This is a genomic window from Pseudoflavonifractor capillosus, from assembly GCF_016899775.1.
Classification (GTDB): Bacteria; Bacillota; Clostridia; order Oscillospirales; family Oscillospiraceae; genus Lawsonibacter.
Genome location: NZ_JACJJE010000009.1, coordinates 67873 through 84562, shown reverse-complemented (window position 1 = coordinate 84562; position 16690 = coordinate 67873). Strand labels below are relative to the sequence as shown.

13 protein-coding genes, 1 tRNA gene and 1 pseudogene are annotated in these 16690 nt (G+C 63.1%); 6 read left to right on the top strand and 9 right to left on the bottom strand.

The annotated features are described in order from the left end of the window. Positions 1 to 498: 498 nt before the first annotated feature. The 6 genes and pseudogenes from eno to trmL all read right to left on the bottom strand — a co-directional run bounded on the left by eno (position 499) and on the right by trmL (position 7356). Entirely contained in the window at positions 499 to 1791 is a 1293-nt protein-coding gene (gene eno / locus H6B31_RS04610; RefSeq protein ID WP_430691871.1) for a phosphopyruvate hydratase, read from the bottom strand. A 600-nt stretch (positions 1792 to 2391) separates the two neighbouring features. Next, the gene (gene gpmI, locus H6B31_RS04605; RefSeq protein WP_204897419.1) at positions 2392 to 3906 is read right to left on the bottom strand and encodes a 2,3-bisphosphoglycerate-independent phosphoglycerate mutase; all 1515 of its coding nucleotides are present in this window, start codon (positions 3904 to 3906) and stop codon (positions 2392 to 2394) included. Positions 3907 to 4025: 119 nt separating this feature from the next. Then, a pseudogene (locus H6B31_RS17105) lies at positions 4026 to 4103 on the bottom strand (triose-phosphate isomerase); the annotation flags it as partial. A gap of 376 nt (positions 4104 to 4479) precedes the next feature. Continuing rightward, positions 4480 to 5253: a triose-phosphate isomerase gene (gene tpiA / locus H6B31_RS04600; RefSeq protein WP_191342973.1), complete on the bottom strand. Its 774-nt coding sequence runs from the start codon at positions 5251 to 5253 to the stop codon at positions 4480 to 4482. Positions 5254 to 5528: 275 nt separating this feature from the next. Then, positions 5529 to 6722 (bottom strand): phosphoglycerate kinase, encoded by a 1194-nt coding sequence (locus tag H6B31_RS04595; RefSeq protein WP_087292776.1) that lies wholly within the window; start codon positions 6720 to 6722, stop codon positions 5529 to 5531. A 142-nt stretch (positions 6723 to 6864) separates the two neighbouring features. Continuing rightward, positions 6865 to 7356 (bottom strand): tRNA (uridine(34)/cytosine(34)/5-carboxymethylaminomethyluridine(34)-2'-O)-methyltransferase TrmL, encoded by a 492-nt coding sequence (trmL, locus tag H6B31_RS04590; RefSeq protein WP_204897418.1) that lies wholly within the window; start codon positions 7354 to 7356, stop codon positions 6865 to 6867. A 469-nt stretch (positions 7357 to 7825) separates the two neighbouring features. Between trmL and H6B31_RS04585 the strand changes: the two genes are divergently transcribed. Further along, complete coding sequence (locus H6B31_RS04585; RefSeq protein ID WP_204897417.1) at positions 7826 to 8443, top strand: MBL fold metallo-hydrolase; 618 nt, start codon at positions 7826 to 7828, stop codon at positions 8441 to 8443. Between the two features lie 67 nt (positions 8444 to 8510). Here H6B31_RS04585 and H6B31_RS04580 read toward each other — a convergent pair whose 3' ends face one another. Then, positions 8511 to 9278, bottom strand: coding sequence for a type III pantothenate kinase (locus tag H6B31_RS04580; RefSeq protein WP_204897416.1), 768 nt, complete (start codon positions 9276 to 9278; stop codon positions 8511 to 8513). A gap of 29 nt (positions 9279 to 9307) precedes the next feature. Then, positions 9308 to 9949, bottom strand: a complete 642-nt coding sequence (locus tag H6B31_RS04575; RefSeq protein WP_204897415.1) for an ECF transporter S component — start codon at positions 9947 to 9949, stop codon at positions 9308 to 9310. Between the two features lie 243 nt (positions 9950 to 10192). Between H6B31_RS04575 and coaBC the strand changes: the two genes are divergently transcribed. Then, the gene (gene coaBC, locus H6B31_RS04570) at positions 10193 to 11386 is read left to right on the top strand and encodes a bifunctional phosphopantothenoylcysteine decarboxylase/phosphopantothenate--cysteine ligase CoaBC (RefSeq protein WP_204897414.1); all 1194 of its coding nucleotides are present in this window, start codon (positions 10193 to 10195) and stop codon (positions 11384 to 11386) included. 343 nt (positions 11387 to 11729) lie between these two features. Here coaBC and H6B31_RS04565 read toward each other — a convergent pair. Beyond that, positions 11730 to 11804 (bottom strand) — tRNA-Thr (locus H6B31_RS04565). A 210-nt stretch (positions 11805 to 12014) separates the two neighbouring features. Between H6B31_RS04565 and rlmB the strand changes: the two genes are divergently transcribed. From rlmB to H6B31_RS04545, 4 genes are all read left to right on the top strand, one after another. Continuing rightward, on the top strand, positions 12015 to 12800 hold the full coding sequence (gene rlmB, locus H6B31_RS04560; protein WP_204897413.1) for a 23S rRNA (guanosine(2251)-2'-O)-methyltransferase RlmB: 786 nt from the start codon (positions 12015 to 12017) through the stop codon (positions 12798 to 12800). 124 nt (positions 12801 to 12924) lie between these two features. Further along, positions 12925 to 15150, top strand: coding sequence for an HAD family hydrolase (locus tag H6B31_RS17480; protein ID WP_204897412.1), 2226 nt, complete (start codon positions 12925 to 12927; stop codon positions 15148 to 15150). A 63-nt stretch (positions 15151 to 15213) separates the two neighbouring features. Next, the gene (locus H6B31_RS04550; RefSeq protein WP_204897411.1) at positions 15214 to 15735 is read left to right on the top strand and encodes a GNAT family N-acetyltransferase; all 522 of its coding nucleotides are present in this window, start codon (positions 15214 to 15216) and stop codon (positions 15733 to 15735) included. 27 nt (positions 15736 to 15762) lie between these two features. Beyond that, on the top strand, positions 15763 to 16689 hold the full coding sequence (locus H6B31_RS04545) for a putative ABC transporter permease (RefSeq protein ID WP_204897410.1): 927 nt from the start codon (positions 15763 to 15765) through the stop codon (positions 16687 to 16689). Position 16690 lies beyond the last annotated feature (1 nt).

The window sequence follows — 16690 nt, the reverse complement described above, 5'->3', positions numbered from 1 at the left end:
TTCCATTTTTTCGCCCCCATATCTGTTTCTATTTTACCAGATATGGGGGCTTTGTGCTTGTTTTTTGACAGACTGAGCAAAGCCGCCCCAATGGGCGGCTTTGCTGCAAAACTTGGAAACTTACTTCAGGTTGAAGAAAGCTTTCATGCCGGGATACTCGGCCACGTCGCCCAGCCTCCCATTGTGTGCCAACGCACACAATGGGGACCCGATTATTTAAAATGCTCGGGCGAAGTAAATTCGCCCTGCGCCAAGGTTTTCGCCTACGGCAAAAACGCTTGTACGGCGCAAAGCGCCGCCCCTTCGTCGTCACAAAGTCCGCTCTGCTCCGTTTCTGCCTGCGGCAAAAACTTCGCTGCGCTCCCTTGCTCCTCCTCCCCCCAGACGACCCACTGCGTTGGGCTCGTCTGGGGCTCCCCAAGATGGGGCCCCGAGGAGCTGGGCGACGAAAAAAGCACAGCCGCCCAGTTAGGCGGCTGTGCTGCAAGACTTAGAAACTTACTTCAGGTTGAAGAAAGCGTTCATACCGGGATACTGAGCGATGTCGCCCAGCTCCTCCTCGATGCGGAGCAGCTGGTTGTACTTGGCCACGCGGTCGGTGCGGCTGGGGGCGCCGGTCTTGATCTGGCCGGCGTTCAGGGCCACAGCGATGTCGGCGATGGTGGCGTCCTCGGTCTCGCCGGAGCGGTGAGACACGATGGCGGTGTAGCCGGCCCGGTTGGCCATCTGGATGGCGTCCAGGGTCTCGGTCAGGGTGCCGATCTGGTTGACCTTGATGAGGATGGCGTTGCCCACCTTCTTCTCAATGCCGGTGGCCAGACGCTCCACGTTGGTGACGAACAGGTCGTCGCCCACCAGCTGGACGCGGTCGCCGATGGCCTTGGTCAGCATGGCCCAGCCCTCCCAGTCGGTCTCGGCCATGCCGTCCTCCAGGGAGATGATGGGGTAGTTGTCGGCGAACTTCTTCCACATGTTCACCAGCTGCTGCTGGGTCAGCTTCTTGCCGGACTTGGGCTGGATATAGAGCTTCTGCTCCTCATCCCACCACTCGGAGGAGGCGGCGTCGATGGCGATCTTGAAGTCCTCGCCGGGCTTGTAGCCGGCCTCCTCGATGGCCTGCACGATCACCTTCAGGGCGTCCTCGTCCTTCTTCAGGTTGGGGGCGTAGCCGCCCTCGTCGCCCACACCGGCGGCGGGGGTGCCGTTCTCCTTCAGGGTGGTCTTCAGCTGGTGGAAGACCTCGGCGCACATGCGCAGAGCCTCACGGAAGCTGGTGGCGCCCACAGGCATGACCATGAACTCCTGGATCTCCACGTTGTTGGTGGCGTGAGCGCCGCCGTTGAGGATGTTCATCATGGGCACGGGCAGCTGCTTGGCGTTGACGCCGCCGATATAGTTGTACAGGGAGGTGCCCAGGCTCTCGGCCGCGGCCTTGGCGCAGGCCAGGGAGGCGCCCAGGATGGCGTTGGCGCCCAGGCGGCTCTTGTTGGGGGTGCCGTCCAGCTCGATGAGCATCTTGTCGATGGCCACCTGATCCAGCACGTTGGTGCCGATGAGGGCCTCGGCGATCTCGGTGTTCACGTTGGAGACGGCCTTCTCCACGCCCTTGCCGTTGTAGCGGCTCTTGTCGCCGTCCCGGAGCTCGCAGGCCTCATAGATGCCGGTGGAAGCGCCGGAGGGAACCGCAGCGCGGCCCATGGTGCCGTCCTCCAGGTAGACCTCCACCTCAACGGTGGGGTTGCCGCGGCTGTCCAGGATCTCGCGGCCGACGACGTCTACGATCTCGATCATCTGCTTCATGGGAATCAATCTCCTTTCAATATGTGGCGGAAGTCCTTCCGCCGATGTCAGGGGTATATGATCTGCATGGTGCGCCCCTGCGGAGCCATGCGAGAACGCGGGGGGGGGGGTAAAAAATGCAGAATGCAGGAATGCAGAATGGTTCCAAAAGAGCAGCGTGTCAGAAAAATTCATTCTGCATGAGCCAGTACCGCATCTGCCGCTCATTGCAGGCCTTCCCCACACAGGGGGGAAGGTGCCGAGCGGAGCGAGGCGGATGAGGGGGCGATTGTACATGGTACGGGATTACCCTCATCCGTCACGGCCTTCGGCCGTGCCACCTTCCCCCTTGAAGGGGGAAGGCTTGGTGGCGCTCAGTTGAGGATCAGCGTCTGCCCGTCCATTTCTGCCGGCTTCTCCAGGTATCCCAAACGGGCAGGCCCGTTTGGGGCCCCGATGCTTTTAAATGCTCGGGCGAACTGAATTCGCCCTGCGCCAAGGTTTTCGCCTGTGGCGAAAACGCTTGTACGGCGCGATGCGCCGCCCGCCCTGTGGGCGGGTAATGGGCCCGGAGAAGCCAAGAACCTCAATTTAACTCGAAAATGACAGCGCTTAATTTAAAATCAGCGTCTGCCCGTCCATTTCTGCCGGCTTCTCAAGGCCCATCAGGTCCAGCATGGTGGGGGCGATGTCGGCCAGGCGGCCGTCCCGGAGCTGGGCGCTGGCCCCTACGATATAGAAGGGAACCAGGTTGGTGGTGTGGGCGGTGAAGGGCTCGCCGTCATCGTCGATCATACGCTCGGCGTTGCCGTGGTCGGCGGTGATGAGGGACACGCCGCCCATTTTGGAGGTGGCCTCCACCACACGGTTGACGCACTCGTCCACGGTGGAGACGGCCTTGCAGGCGGCCTCGTACACGCCGGTGTGGCCCACCATGTCGCAGTTAGCGAAGTTCAGGATGATCACGTCATAGGCGCCGCTCTCGATGCGCTTGACGGCCTCCTCCGTGACCTGATAGGCGGACATCTCCGGCTGCAGGTCGTAGGTGGCCACCTTGGGGGAGGGGATCAGGCACCGGTCCTCACCGGGGAAGACCTGCTCCACACCGCCGTTGAAGAAGAAGGTCACATGGGCGTACTTCTCGGTCTCGGCGATGCGCAGCTGGGTGAGTCCCAGATTGCTGATATATTCGCCGAAGGTGTTCACCAGCTTCTGGTGGGGGTAAGCCACCGTCACGTTGGGCAGGGTGGCGTCGTACTCGGTGGTGCAGATAAAGTCCACGGACAGGAAGCCGGTCTTGCGCGCCACGTCGGTGAAGTCCTCGTCCACGAAGCACCGGGTGATCTCACGGGCCCGGTCGGGGCGGAAGTTGAAGAAGATAATGGAGTCATTGTCCCGGACCTGGGCGTTTTTGGCGCACACCACGGGCTCCACAAACTCGTCCGTCACACCGGCGTCATAGGACTTCTGGACCGCCTCGGCGGCGTCGGCCTCGAAGGGACCCTCGCCGCAGGCGATGGCGTCATAGGCGCGCTGCACCCGGTCCCAGCGCTTGTCCCGGTCCATGGCGTAGTAGCGGCCCATGACCGTGGCGATCTCGCCCACGCCCAGCTGCTGGATCTTGGCCTGGAGCTGCTCCACATAGTGCTTGCCCGAGCTGGGGGGCACGTCGCGGCCGTCCAGGAAACAGTGGACATAGACCTTGCTGAGCCCCTGCTCCTTGGCCATCTTCAGCAGGGCGAACAGGTGGGTGATATGGCTGTGGACGCCGCCGTCGGACAGCAGGCCCATCAGGTGCAGGGCGGAGCCCCACTCCCGGCAGTTGGACATGGCCTCCAGATAGGCGGGGTTCTGGAAGAACTCGCCGCTCTCAATGTCCCGGCTGATGTGGGGCAGGTCCTGGAAAACCACCCGGCCGGCGCCCATGTTGGTGTGGCCCACCTCGCTGTTGCCCATCTGGCCCTCGGGCAGGCCCACGTCCAGGCCGGAGGCGGACAGCTTGCAGCCCGGGCAGTCCCGGAAGATCCGGTCCAGATTGGGCGTGGAGGCGTTGGCCACCGCGTTGCCCGGGCCGGGCTCCGTCAGGCCGAAGCCGTCCATGATAATTAAAGTTGTTGGTGTTTTCATCGTAACCCCTCTTTAAGAGAATGAAGAATTAAGAATGCAGAATGCAGAGTGGCGCACAGGCAGAGCGTGTCGGGCAGGATTCATTCTGCATTCCTGCACTCTGCATTCTGCATTAAAATTCACTCCTGGTTGGCGGAATTGATGATCTCCACGAAGTCGGCGGGCTTCAGGGAGGCGCCGCCGATCAGGCCGCCGTCCGTCCCAGCTGGCTTACGCCAGCCGGGAGCCCTGTTATTTTAAAATCCTCGGGCGAAGTAAATTCGCCCTGCGGCAAGGTTTGCTTCGCAAACGCTTGGGCGCGCCGTTCGGCGCGGCCTGCGCTGCGCGCAGGACGTGTCCGGCGGCCAGGAGATTATTCCTGATTGGCGGAATTGATGATCTCCACGAAGTCGGCGGGCTTCAGAGAGGCGCCGCCAATCAGGCCGCCGTCCTCGTCGTCGCAAAGTCCGCTTCGGGCGGAACGCCCTGACGGGCATTCCTTCCTGCGCTCCCTTGCTCCTCCTCTCCCAACGAAACCCGCTGCGCTGGGCTTTCGTTGGGGTCCCGGTTCCGACGTGACCGGCGGCCAGGAGATTACTCCTGATTCGCGGAATTGATGATCTCCACGAAGTCGGCGGGCTTCAGGGAGGCGCCGCCAATCAGGCCGCCGTCCACGTCGGGCTGGGCCAGGAGCTCAGCGGCGTTCTTGGCGTTCATGGAGCCGCCGTACTGGATGGTGACGGAGCGGGCCACGTGGGCGCCGTACAGCTTGCGGATGACGGCGCGGATGGCCTGGCACACCTCGCCGGCCTGCTCGGCAGTGGCGGTCTTGCCGGTGCCGATGGCCCACAGGGGCTCATAGGCGATGACCACGTGGCGCATCTTGTCGGCGGGCACGCCGGCCAGAGCGCACTTCACCTGATAGGCGATGAGCTCCATGGTCACGCCCAGCTCCCGCTGCTCCAGGCTCTCGCCCACACACACAATGGGGTAGAGGCCGGCGTTGATGGCGGCGTGAACCTTCTTGTTCACGGTGAAGTCGGTCTCGTTGTAGTACTGGCGGCGCTCGGAGTGGCCGATGATCACGTACTTGGCCCCGGCCTCCTTGATCATCTCGGCGGTGATCTCGCCGGTGTAGGCACCGTGGTCCTCATAGTGGCAGGTCTCAGCGCCGATGGCGATGTGGCAGTCCTTGAACAGGCGCACGGCGGTGGTGATGTTCACCGCGGGGACGCACAGGACCACATTGCACCACTTGCCCCGGGGCATGATGGGCTTGAGCTCCTCGGCGAAAGCCTTCATCTGGGACAGGGTGTTGTTCATTTTCCAGTTGCCAGCGATAATAGTCTTACGATAACGACGGTTCATTGGTATTTCTCTCCATTCTTTCCTTTAACATTTTACAATGATATCGATGCGCAGCAGGGGCGGCTATCAGCCGCCCGCGGGCGCATAGTATGCGCCCCTGCATCTGCGCTCTTACTTGTCCAGCAGGCAGGCCGCGCCGGGCGTCGTCGGAGCAAGCGCCGTACCCCTCGCTTCCCCGCGGGCGGGAAAGCTCGCTCACTTCGCTGCTCCTCCTCACCCCACGCGACCCGCTACGCTGGGCTCGCGCGGGGACCCCGGAGCTGCCCGGGCGAGAATTATTTATCCAGCAGGCAGGCCACGCCGGGCAGCTCCTTGCCCTCGAGGAATTCGAGGGAAGCGCCGCCGCCGGTGGAGATGTGGGTCATCTTGTCGGCGTAGCCCAGCTGAGCCACAGCGGCCGCGGAGTCGCCGCCGCCCACGATGGTGATGGCGTCGGTCTCGGCCAGGGCCTTGGCCACCGCGCGGGTGCCCTCGGCGAAGGCGGGGAACTCAAACACGCCCATGGGGCCGTTCCAGATGACGGTGCCCGCGTCCTTCACGGCGTCGGAGTAGAGCTGGATGGTCTTGGGGCCGATGTCCATGCCCATCATGCCGTCGGGGATGTCCACCCCGTCCACCAGGTGGGCCTCAGCGTCGGCGGAGAACTCGGTGGCGGCCAGGCCGTCCACGGGGAGGAGCAGCTTGACACCCTTCTCCTTGGCCTTCTCCACCATCTCGCCGGCGTACTGAATCCAGTCCTCCTCCAGCAGGGACTTGCCCACCTTGGCACCCTGGGCCTTGGCGAAGGTGTAGGACATGCCGCCGCCGATGATGATGGTGTCGGCGATGTTCAGCAGGTTGTTGATGACGCCGATCTTGGAGGACACCTTGGAGCCGCCCAGGATGGCCACCAGGGGGCGCTTGGGGTTGGCCAGGGCGCCGCCCATGACCTCCAGTTCCTTCTGGATCAGGAAGCCGGACACGGCGGGCAGATAGGCGGCCACGCCGGCGGTGGAGGCGTGGGCGCGGTGGACCGCGCCGAAGGCGTCGGACACATAGATTTCCGCCATAGAGGCCATTTCCTTGGCCAGCTCGGGGTCGTTCTTGGTCTCGCCCGGCTCAAAGCGGGTGTTCTCCAGCAGCATGATCTCCCCGGGCTTGAGGGCGGCGGCCTTGGCCTTGGCGTCGGGGCCGACCACGTCCCCGGCCATGATGACCGGCTTGCCCAGCAGCTCGCTGAGGCGGACGGACACCGGCTTCAGGGACAGCTCGGGCTTTACCTCGCCCTTGGGCTTGCCCAGGTGGGAGCAGGCGATCACAGCGGCGCCCTGGTCCAGCAGGTACTGGATGGTGGGCAGGGCGGCGCGGATGCGCTTATCGTCGGTGATGGCTCCGGTGGTCTTGTCCTGAGGGACATTGAAGTCACAGCGCAGAAGCACCTTCTTGCCGGAGACGTCGATGTCCTTGACCGTCTTTTTGTTGTAGTTCATGGCAGTAAAACTCCTCTCTGAAACAAAGATTGGAACAGTCAGCAATTTATTTGGAAACTGCCCGCCAGAGAGGAACCGGGATCTGACTCCGGCGGGGAGATCCTTCCTTCACAGTGTGCCCGCAAACACGGGGTTTTTGCGCCTATTGGCCGGCCTGCGCCATCTCGCCGGTACCGGTCAAACCGGGAAAACCCTGTTGGCGCAGCGCCTCGTAAGTTAGGATGGCCACCGAGTTGGACAGGTTCAGGCTCCGGGCGTCCTCCCGCATGGGGATGCGGATGCACCGGTCGGGGTGCTCCTCCCGGAACCATTGGGGAAGCCCGGCGGTCTCTTTGCCGAAAAACAGCCAGCATCCATCCTGAAAATGGGCGCTGGTGTAGTCCTGGGGGGCTTTGGTGGTGGCCAGCCACAGGTCGGGGTTGGGGTGTTCCGCAAAAAAGTGGTCCAGGCTGTGGTACACATGCAGGTCCACCATGGGCCAGTAGTCCAGCCCCGCCCGCTTGACCGCCTTTTCACTGATGTCGAAGCCCAGGGGTTCAATGAGATGGAGGCGGCTCCGGGTGGCGGCGCAGGTGCGGGCGATGTTGCCGCAGTTCTGCGGGATCTCCGGTTCCACCAGTACAATGTTCAGCAAAGCAAGCCCTCCTCGCATATCGGTTCTCATTGTATTCCAAACGGCGGAGAAATTCAACTATAAATTGGTCGAAAAATTACAAAAAAATCCGAAAACAACCTAAAACCACTAGGAAGGGAGACGGTTTTGTAAAAATGGGAAATTAAGGGGAGACTTACCCGCGCAAAACCCGGCATTGTGCCGAACTTCCCGGGAAAAAAGAGAACATAAGCGGTGGGCTGGCGGGGCCAGAAGACGATTCCGGGGGCGAAAAACACCGGTTCGGGCGCGGCCTGGGCGGGATCAGCGGGAAAAAAGATTCCCATTCCGCCGCCGCTGTGGTATAATTGTGACAAATCACCAAGGAAAGTTCCCTTGTTCCCCCTTGACACGGGTTCCGGCCGGCAGAGGGCGGGGAAGGCTGTTGGAGATTTTGCCATGCGGACACACCGGAAAAATCTGCAACCTGACACAGAAAGGATGGAATTCTATGCGCCTGATCTGGAACGGACATTCCTGCTTTACCCTGGAGACCGCCGGAGGCACTGTGGTGGTCGACCCCTATCTGGACGGCTCGGTGCCGGGGCTGGCCCCCATCCGCCTGAGGGCGGACGCGGTGTACTGCAGCCACGACCACCGGGACCACGGAGCGAGAGAGCTGGTGGCCCTCACCGGAGAGAAGCCCGATGTGGCGGTGGAGATGATCCACACCTGGCACGATGACCAGCAGGGCGCTCAGAGAGGGCCCAATACCATCCATATCTTCCAGGCCGAGGGCCTGCGGGTGGCCCACTTGGGGGACCTGGGCTGTGAGCTGGAGCCGGAGCAGCTGGAGGTGCTGAAGGGGCTGGACGCCTTGATGATCCCGGTGGGCGGCTTCTACACCATTGACGCCAAGCAGGCCCGGGCCCTGGTGGATCAGCTGAAGCCCCGGGTGACGGTTCCCATGCACTACCGCGGCGGCTCCTTCGGCTACGATGTGATCGGGCCGCTGGAGGACTACCTGGAGCTGTGCGGGGATGTGGTCCGCTATCCTGGTAATGTGCTGGTGCTGGACAAGGACACCCCCGGTCAGACGGCGGTGCTCACCTACTGTCCCCAGAAGTAAAAGGGGAGCCGTGTGCTCCGGAATCAAAGCAAAACAAGGCCGCCGGCTGTGCCGGCGGCCTTTGCGTTTATTTCTTGTTTTTCTTGTAGATGGCGTTCAGGCCCTTCAGCAGCAGGTCCTTCTCCACCTTCATCTCCCGCTTGCACAGGGGGGCCACAAACTGGGCCATGCCCCCGGTGGCCACCACGGTGGTGGACTTGCCCAGCTCCTCCTCCATGCGCTCGATCATCCCGTCCAGCATGGCGGCGGCCCCATACATGATGCCGCTGCGCATGCACTCCACGGTGTTCTTGCCGATGAGCCGTCTGGGGCGGTCCAGCTGGATGCCGGGCAGTTGGGCGGCCCGGCTGGACAGGGCCTCCGCCGACACCCGCACGCCGGGCATGATGGCGCCCCCCAGATAGGTGTTGCCCTGGTCCACCACCTCGATGGTGGTGGCGGTGCCCAGGTCCACCAGCAGCAGGGGAGGGGCATACTCCAGCAGGGCGGCCACGGCAATCACGATCCGGTCGCTGCCCACCGAGGCGGGGTCGTCCATTTGGATGTTCAGGCCGGTCTTGATGCCCGGCCCCACCACCATGGGGTTGAGGCCGGTGAGCTTGATGACGCCGGTGCATACCGCGTTGAAGACCGGGGGGACGACCGAGGAGATGATGCAGTCCTCTACCTCCTCCACCGATACGCTGAACAGGTCCAGCATGTTTTTGATCTCCACCCCGTACTGGTCGGAGGTCTTGATGCGGTCGGTGGCGATGCGGGCCTCAAAACGGATGTCGTCCCCGTCAATGCCGCCAATTACAATATTGCTGTTGCCGATGTCGATGGCAAGGAGCATAGCTGTTCACCTCAAAAATTTCCTTTGGTTTATGCAGGGAGCGTGCGGGTCCGATTGACCCGCAGGAGAGCGATTCCAATAGCTGTTACCAGAATGGCGGCGGCAATGGCCTCCATCACGCCGGAACCGACTACAGTGGCCATAATGAAGTCAAAAACAGCGGACATGGCCAGATTATTGGCGGCGGCATATTCCGCCCGGAACAGGAAGAAGATGCTGCCCATCACGGCGGCAGTGTTGGTCATAGCCCCAGCCGCGCCCACCAGGGGGAGGGCGATGGCGTCATGGACGCGGATCTTTTTCAGCGCGATCCAGAGCCAGCCGGCTGCCACGCCAATTAAAATCCGGCATCCCACCGAGACCCACAGGGCCTTTGCCGCGCCGAGCATGCCTCCCACAGAGACGGCCAGAAAGGGGGAGAAACAGATGGATGCCGCCACAGGGGCCACTGTGTTGCTCACCAGCGAGCACAGCCCAAATACGCCGCCCAGCACAGCTCCGGCCATAGGACCCAACAGAATCGCCCCGATGATGACAGGGATATGAGTGGTAGTGGCCTTGATGATGGGCAGCTGGATCATGCCCAGGGGGGTGTTGGCCAGCAGGACCACGATGGCGGCCATCATGGCCACGCCCACCAGCCAGCGGGTGTCTTTCTTCCGGTTTTTCATATTCGATTACCTCCTGCTGCCGCTCCTCCCAAAGAGGATGCAGCGCAATATTTAAGAGGGCGAGGGCGGAAACCACGCCCTCTTATCCGGCTTATTATAGCGAAAGTCCCAGGGGATTGCAAGGCTAGGATTTTCCAAAACTTTGCGGATGTGGACCAGTTCCTTTACAACCGGCCGGATTTGTGTCATAATCCTGGTATCGAAATTTTGCGTCCATCCCGCAAGAAGGAGGATTTCATCATCATGCTGAAAGGGAAAACCGTCCTGCTGGGGGTCACCGGCGGCATTGCCGCCTATAAGGCGGCCGCTCTGGCCTCCGCCCTGGTGAAGCAGCACTGCTCGGTGGAAGTGATCCTCACCGAGCATGCCACAAAATTCATCGCCCCCCTCACCTTTGAGCAGCTCACCGGCAACCGCTGTATGGTGGATACCTTTGACCGGAACTTCTCCCACCAGGTGGAGCACATCTCCCTGGCCCACCGCACGGACCTGGTGATGGTCGCCCCGGCCACGGCAAATGTGTGTGCCAAGCTGGCCCACGGCCTGGCGGACGACATGCTCACCACCACGGTGCTGGCCTGCTCCTGTCCCAAGCTCATCGCCCCCGCCATGAACACCGGCATGTTTGAAAACCCGGTGACCCAGGACAACCTGGAGACCCTGCGCCGCTACGGCTGGGAGGTCATCGCCCCCGCCTCCGGACGCCTGGCCTGCGGAGACGTGGGTGCCGGGAAGCTGCCGGAGCCGGAGCAGCTGCTCCAGCACATCCTGCGCCTGCTGGCCCTGCCCCACGACCTGGCGGGGAAGCGGGTGCTGGTCACCGCCGGGCCCACCCAGGAGTCCATCGACCCGGTGCGGTATCTGACGAACCACTCCACCGGAAAAATGGGCTACGCCATCGCCCGGATGGCCATGCTCCGGGGAGCTCAGGTCACCCTGGTGTCCGGCCCCACCGCCCTGGAGCCGCCCCCCTTTGTGGAGGTGGTGCCCATCGTCTCCGCCCAGGACATGTTTGAGGCGGTCACCAGCCGCCAGGAGCAGTCCGACTTCATTTTCAAGGCGGCCGCCGTGGCCGACTACACCCCGGCGGATTACAGCGACGACAAGGTGAAGAAAAAGGACGGGGACCTGTCCATCCCCCTGAAGCGCACCCGGGATATCCTCCAGCACCTGGGGGACCACCGGCGGCCGGGACAGGTGATCTGCGGCTTCTCCATGGAGACCCGGGATATGCTGGCAAACAGCGCGGCCAAGCTGGAGAAAAAGCATGTGGATATGATCTGCGCCAATAATTTAAAGGTAGCCGGAGCGGGATTCGGGGTAGATACCAACGTGCTCACCCTTATCACCCGGGACGGGGCGGAGGAGCTCCCCCTGCTGTCCAAGGAGGAGGCCGCCAACCGGGTCATCGACCGGGCGGTGCAGCTGATGGGCTGATCTGCTCTCCCCGGAATGGGTCGGCAGCCGCACGCTTTAATAATGTAGTAAGCAGTAAGTTTCCAAAGGGAACACAAAAGGGCACGATTCACATCGTGCCCTTTTTAGCGATAAGCCACTGCGATTTTAAGATTTTAAAATTGTGATCAATTATCTTGAATCTTGCCCGACGGCCCTTCTGGGCCGCGGTGCTTTTGCACCGTACGAGCGTTTTGCCCCAGGCAAAACCTCGGCGCAGGGATGGCTTTGCCATCCCGAGCATTTCAATCCCGAAGGGCGGAGCGGGCTGACAGCCCGCGGAGTCCACAAAAAAGGGCATCTGCTTTGCAGATGCCCTTTTTTGTGGAGCTGCTGGTGGGAATCGAACCCACAACCTTCTCATTACGAGTGAGATGCTCTGCCATTGAGCCACAGCAGCGAATGAATGAAAAGCCGGCCTGGACCGGGTGCGAATAGAAGGCTGTATTATTCTACCGGACTTTCCCCCAGAAGTCAAGCACTTTCCGGAATTTCCGGCGGGGCGGCGGTCCGGACGGAATTTCCTCCTTCCATTTCAGGAGGAAGTATGTTATAGTATACTCCGTATTGCATCTTTTTCCGTCAACACGGATTCAGGAGGTTATGTCCTATGAATAAGCGTCCCCCTCTGCGCCGTTCCGCCCCCATTGAGGCGGAGAACGACGGCGTGATCGAGGGCCGCAACGCAGTGATCGAGGCGCTGCGAGCTGGAACGGCCATTGATAAGATCTATATTATGAAGGGGGAGACGGACTCCGCCCTGGGCCATATCGCCTCCGCCGCCCGGGAGAAGGGGATCGTGGTGGTGGACGCCGACCGGCGGAAGCTGGACGGTATGAGCCGCACCCACTCCCACCAGGGAGTCATCGCCCTGGCTGCTGTGCGGGAGTACGCCAGTGTGGACGACATTCTGAACGCCGCCCGGGAGAAGGGGGAGAACCCCCTCATTGTGGTGTGCGACGAGCTCAGCGACCCCCACAACCTGGGGGCGGTGATCCGCACCGCCGACGCCGCCGGGGCCCACGGGGTCATCATCCCCAAGCGCCGCTCCGCCGGCCTCACCGCCGTGGTGGGCAAGACCTCTGCCGGAGCGGTGGCCCACGTGCCCGTGGCCCGGGTGCCCAACCTGCCCGCCCTGCTCAAGGAGCTGAAGGAGGAGGGGGTCTGGGTGTTCGGCACCGCAGCCGACGGCACCACCCCCCTCTATCAGGCCGATCTGAAGGGGCCTGCCGCCATCGTCATTGGCAGCGAGGGGACCGGCATGGGGCGGCTGGTGGCGGAGAACTGCGACTTTACCGTCTCCATTCCCATGTTCGGGAAGATCAACTCCCTGAACGCGTCGGCGGCCGCCGCCGTCCTGCTCTATGAGGCGGTGCGCCAGCGGATGGGCGGCTGACAGGTTCAGCCCCGCAAAGGCGATAACAAATAGTAGCTTTTTAAATCAATATTGCGGGACGGAAATGCCTGTGGGGCGCTTTGCTCCGTTCCGCGGAAAATTGACAGCACCTAAGGAGTTCCCCATGCGTGACCGCGATCCGGAACAACTGAATAAGAAGGACGATCTGGTGGATGTGAAGGAGCTGGTCCGGGATGCGGAGCCGGGCCCCTTCACACTGGACGACATTCTGGCGGAGTATGGAGTGAAACGGGAGCCGGAGCCTGAGGCGGTTCCCCGGAGGATCGAAAGCCGAAGTCAGCCTCAGAGGACGGAAAAAGACAACGTGGTGCTGTTTCCTGGCGCCCGCTCTGCTCCTGTGCCGGAGCCGCCCCAGGAGGCGGAGGAAGAGAACGTCCGGGAGCCGGAGGAGGACACGGAGCCGGAATCCGGAGAGGACGCAGAGGACCAGGAGGGGGAGGACGAGGAGCCCAACGACCGGGTGGTGGAGTTCCCGGAGGAGGAGAGCGTCCTGTCCGCCTTTTTAAAGGACGTCACCCGAAAGGCGGACCACTATGCGGACCACATGTTCCAGGAGTCGGAGGAGATGGACCAGGAGGAGATCCACCGCCTGGAGAAGCTGATCCCCGGCACCGATGTGGAGGAGGACGAACCCGAGGAACTCCCCGGACGCTTCCGCCGTCCCCGCAGGCCGGAGCCGCCGCCCCCGGATACCGCGCCCCAGGAGCTGGCCCGACAGTACGGCAAGGGGCTGAAGGTCATGCGGCTGCGGGTCGTGCTGGTCTTTCTGCTGGCCGCCGCCGCCCTGTTTCAGCTGGCGGTACCCGCCGCCGGATTTGTGTGGCTGCCCCCTCTGGACGGCTATCAAGTGCAGGTTTGGATTGCCGCGGGACTGCTGGGGGTGGGGATTCTGCTGTCCCTGGACGTACTGGCCGCCGGCATCGCACGGATGTTCCGGGGACGGGTGGGGATGGACACCCTGGCCGCCCTGTCCGGAATTTTTACTCTGGCCGACGCCCTGGTTCTGGCCATCACCCAAGACCGGGAGGGACAGCTGCCCTACTCGGCCGCCGTTTTGGCGGGGCTGTTTTTCCTGCTCCACGGGACGTATCATAAAAGGTGCGGCCTGCGCCTGAGCTGCCGCACGGCGGCCTCGGTGTCCGAGCCCTACATTCTCACCTTGGATGAGGGGAAATGGAACGGCCGGGACACTTACTGCAAGTGGACCGGAACCCCCAACGGCTTCGGCAGCCAGATCCAGATGGACGACGGGGCCCAGCGGATCTACCGGGTGGTATGTCCGGTCCTTCTGCTGGCCTGCGTGCTGTTCTCCCTGCTGGCCTCCTATGGGGTGGGCAAGCCGCAGCATCTGCTGTGGTGCCTGTCCGCCACCTTCACCGCCGCCGCCGCTTTCGGCGGGGCGCTGGTCTACGGCCGGCCCTTCCACAAGGTGGCCCGCCGCCTGGCCCAGAGCGGCGGAGCCCTGGCCGGATGGCCGGGGATGGCCCAGTCCCGGAAGGGGGACCGGGTGCTCATCACCGACGGGGACCTGTTCCCGCCCGGCTATGTGGAGCTCAACGGCATCAAGGTCTTTGGAGACTGGTCCATTGAGAAGGTGGTGGGGTGCACTGCCACGCTGATCCGGGACTCCGGCAGCGGCCTGACCAAATTGTTCCACGACCTGCTTCGGGCCCAGGGGGCCATTTTCCGCCGGGCGGACGACCTGTGCTGCTATGAGGGGGGAGGTCTGTCCGCCAATATCCGGGGAGAGCAGGTGCTGGTGGGCTCCGCCGCCTTTATGAACCTGATGGAGGTGCGCCTTCCCCAGGGCCTCCACGTGAAAAACGCGGTGTTCTGCGCCATCGACGGGGAGCTGGCGGGCATCTTTGCCCTGAACTACACCCTGCCTGATGTGGTGTTCCCCGCCCTGGACTCCCTCATGCGGGAGAAGGTGGGGCCGGTGCTGGCCACCCGGGACTTCAATCTCATCCCCGCCATGCTCCATCAGCGCTTCAAGCTGGCGGCGGACAAGATGGACTTTCCCCCGGTGGAGCGCCGCCGGGAGCTGTCCGACCCGGACCAGCCCCACAGCGAGACCATCACCGCCGTCCTGTGCCGGGAGGGGCTGCTGCCCTACGCCGACGCGGTGGTGGGGGCCAAGCGCCTGCGGTGGTGCGCCCGGTTTGGGGCGGTGCTCACCTGCGTGGGTTCCGCCTTGGGAATCCTGCTGGCCTACTATCTGACGGCGGTGGATGCCTACGGCTCCCTGTCCCCACTGAACCTGTTGATTTTCCTGCTGTTCTGGGTGGCGCCGGTGTGGTTTTTGACCAGCTGGGTGCCCAGATATTGAGCTTTCGGCCCGCAGACCGCTGCAAGACGTTGTGCAGCATGATCTGGAAAGGAGCGCTCTGCTATGATCCGACTTGCAAATCCCTCCGATTTGGACGCCATTGCGGAGATCTACGAGGAGATTCTGGCCGCTGAGGACGCCCGCCCGGTGTCCTACACCAACTGGCAGCGGGGAAAGTACCCCACCCGGGATACGGCAGAGGCCGCCCTGGAGGCGGGCACCCTGTGGGTGGGGGAGGAAGACGGAGCGGTATACGGCTGCGTCAACCTGAACGGGGAGCAGCTGCCCGAGTACGACGCCATCCCCTGGTCCATCCCCGCCCAGCCCTCGGAGGTGGGGGTGATCCACACCCTGGTCATCCGGCCCAGCTGGTCCGGGAGAGGGAAGGCCCGGGAGTTTGTGGCCTTCTGTGAGGAGGAGCTCCGCCGCCAGGGGAAGAAGGCGGTCCGCCTGGACACCTATGAGGGGAACCACCCCGCCAACGCCATGTATCCCCGCCTGGGCTACACCTTTGCTGGAGCTACCGAGTTCTTCTTCCAGGGGTTTATCCATGAAATTCTAAACTGTTACGAGAAGGCCCTGTAAGGGGCACGGCCGGCCGGGAGGTTTCCCATGCTCTATCTGACCCTTTGGATCTTTTTTGTCTATGCCTTCCTGGGCTGGTGCACGGAGGTGGGCTATGCCGCCCTGCGTACGGGCAGGTTTGTGAACCGGGGCTTTCTCAACGGCCCGGTGTGTCCCATTTACGGCTTCGGGGTGATCATTGTGCTCTGGGTGCTGGAGCCTCTGGCGGAAAATATCCTGCTGCTGTTTTTGGGTTCTGTGGTTCTCACCTCCGCGCTGGAGTGGATCACCGGCCTGGTGCTGGAGAAGCTGTTCCACCAGCGGTGGTGGGATTACTCCGACGAGCCTTTCAACGTGGGGGGCTATATCTGCCTGCGCTTCTCCCTGATGTGGGGGGCGGCCTGCCTGCTGGTGGTGAAAATCATCCACCCCGCCGTTGTGTGGAGCATCCGGGCGCTGCCGCATCTGGCGGGATGGGGGCTGCTGGCGGTGTTTGCCGCTGTGATGGCGGTGGACCTGGCGGCCACGGTGCGCACCATCGCCCGGATGAACAAGCAGCTGAGCCAGCTGGATGAGCTGGCCGGCCGGCTCCGGGAGGTGTCCAACGACCTGGGCGGCCACCTGGCCGTCCGGGTGATCGACGCGGCGGAGGCGGGGGACGACCTGCGGGAGGACTTCGAGGACGGCCTGGACCAGCTGCGGGAGGCCGCGGAGCGCCGGCGCCGGGAGCTGCTGGAGGGGATGGACGAGGTAAAGGACTCCCTGGCCCAGAGACGCTTCCAGCTGCGCATGGACCAGGCGGAGTGGCTGGAGGAGCGGGAGCGGGACCTGGACGAGCTGCGCAACCGGCTTGAGGAGGCCCGTGGCCGGTACATCTTCGGCCAGAAGCGGCTGCTGGCCGCCTTCCCCCGGATGCGGTCCCTGGACCACAAGAGGGCCCTGGAGCGTCTGCGCCGCTGGCTGGAGAAGCGGTGAA

Coding starts and splice junctions, on each gene's coding strand:
- tpiA (WP_191342973.1), bottom strand. CDS start 5,253: ATGAACCGTCGTTATCGTAAGACTATTATCGCTGGCAACTGGAAAATG.
- H6B31_RS17480 (WP_204897412.1), top strand. CDS start 12,925: ATGCGTGACCGCGATCCGGAACAACTGAATAAGAAGGACGATCTGGTG.
- gpmI (WP_204897419.1), bottom strand. CDS start 3,906: ATGAAAACACCAACAACTTTAATTATCATGGACGGCTTCGGCCTGACG.
- H6B31_RS04550 (WP_204897411.1), top strand. CDS start 15,214: ATGATCCGACTTGCAAATCCCTCCGATTTGGACGCCATTGCGGAGATC.
- rlmB (WP_204897413.1), top strand. CDS start 12,015: ATGAATAAGCGTCCCCCTCTGCGCCGTTCCGCCCCCATTGAGGCGGAG.
- H6B31_RS04575 (WP_204897415.1), bottom strand. CDS start 9,949: ATGAAAAACCGGAAGAAAGACACCCGCTGGCTGGTGGGCGTGGCCATG.
- H6B31_RS04595 (WP_087292776.1), bottom strand. CDS start 6,722: ATGAACTACAACAAAAAGACGGTCAAGGACATCGACGTCTCCGGCAAG.
- coaBC (WP_204897414.1), top strand. CDS start 10,193: ATGCTGAAAGGGAAAACCGTCCTGCTGGGGGTCACCGGCGGCATTGCC.
- H6B31_RS04580 (WP_204897416.1), bottom strand. CDS start 9,278: ATGCTCCTTGCCATCGACATCGGCAACAGCAATATTGTAATTGGCGGC.
- H6B31_RS04545 (WP_204897410.1), top strand. CDS start 15,763: ATGCTCTATCTGACCCTTTGGATCTTTTTTGTCTATGCCTTCCTGGGC.
- H6B31_RS04585 (WP_204897417.1), top strand. CDS start 7,826: ATGCGCCTGATCTGGAACGGACATTCCTGCTTTACCCTGGAGACCGCC.
- eno (WP_430691871.1), bottom strand. CDS start 1,791: ATGATCGAGATCGTAGACGTCGTCGGCCGCGAGATCCTGGACAGCCGC.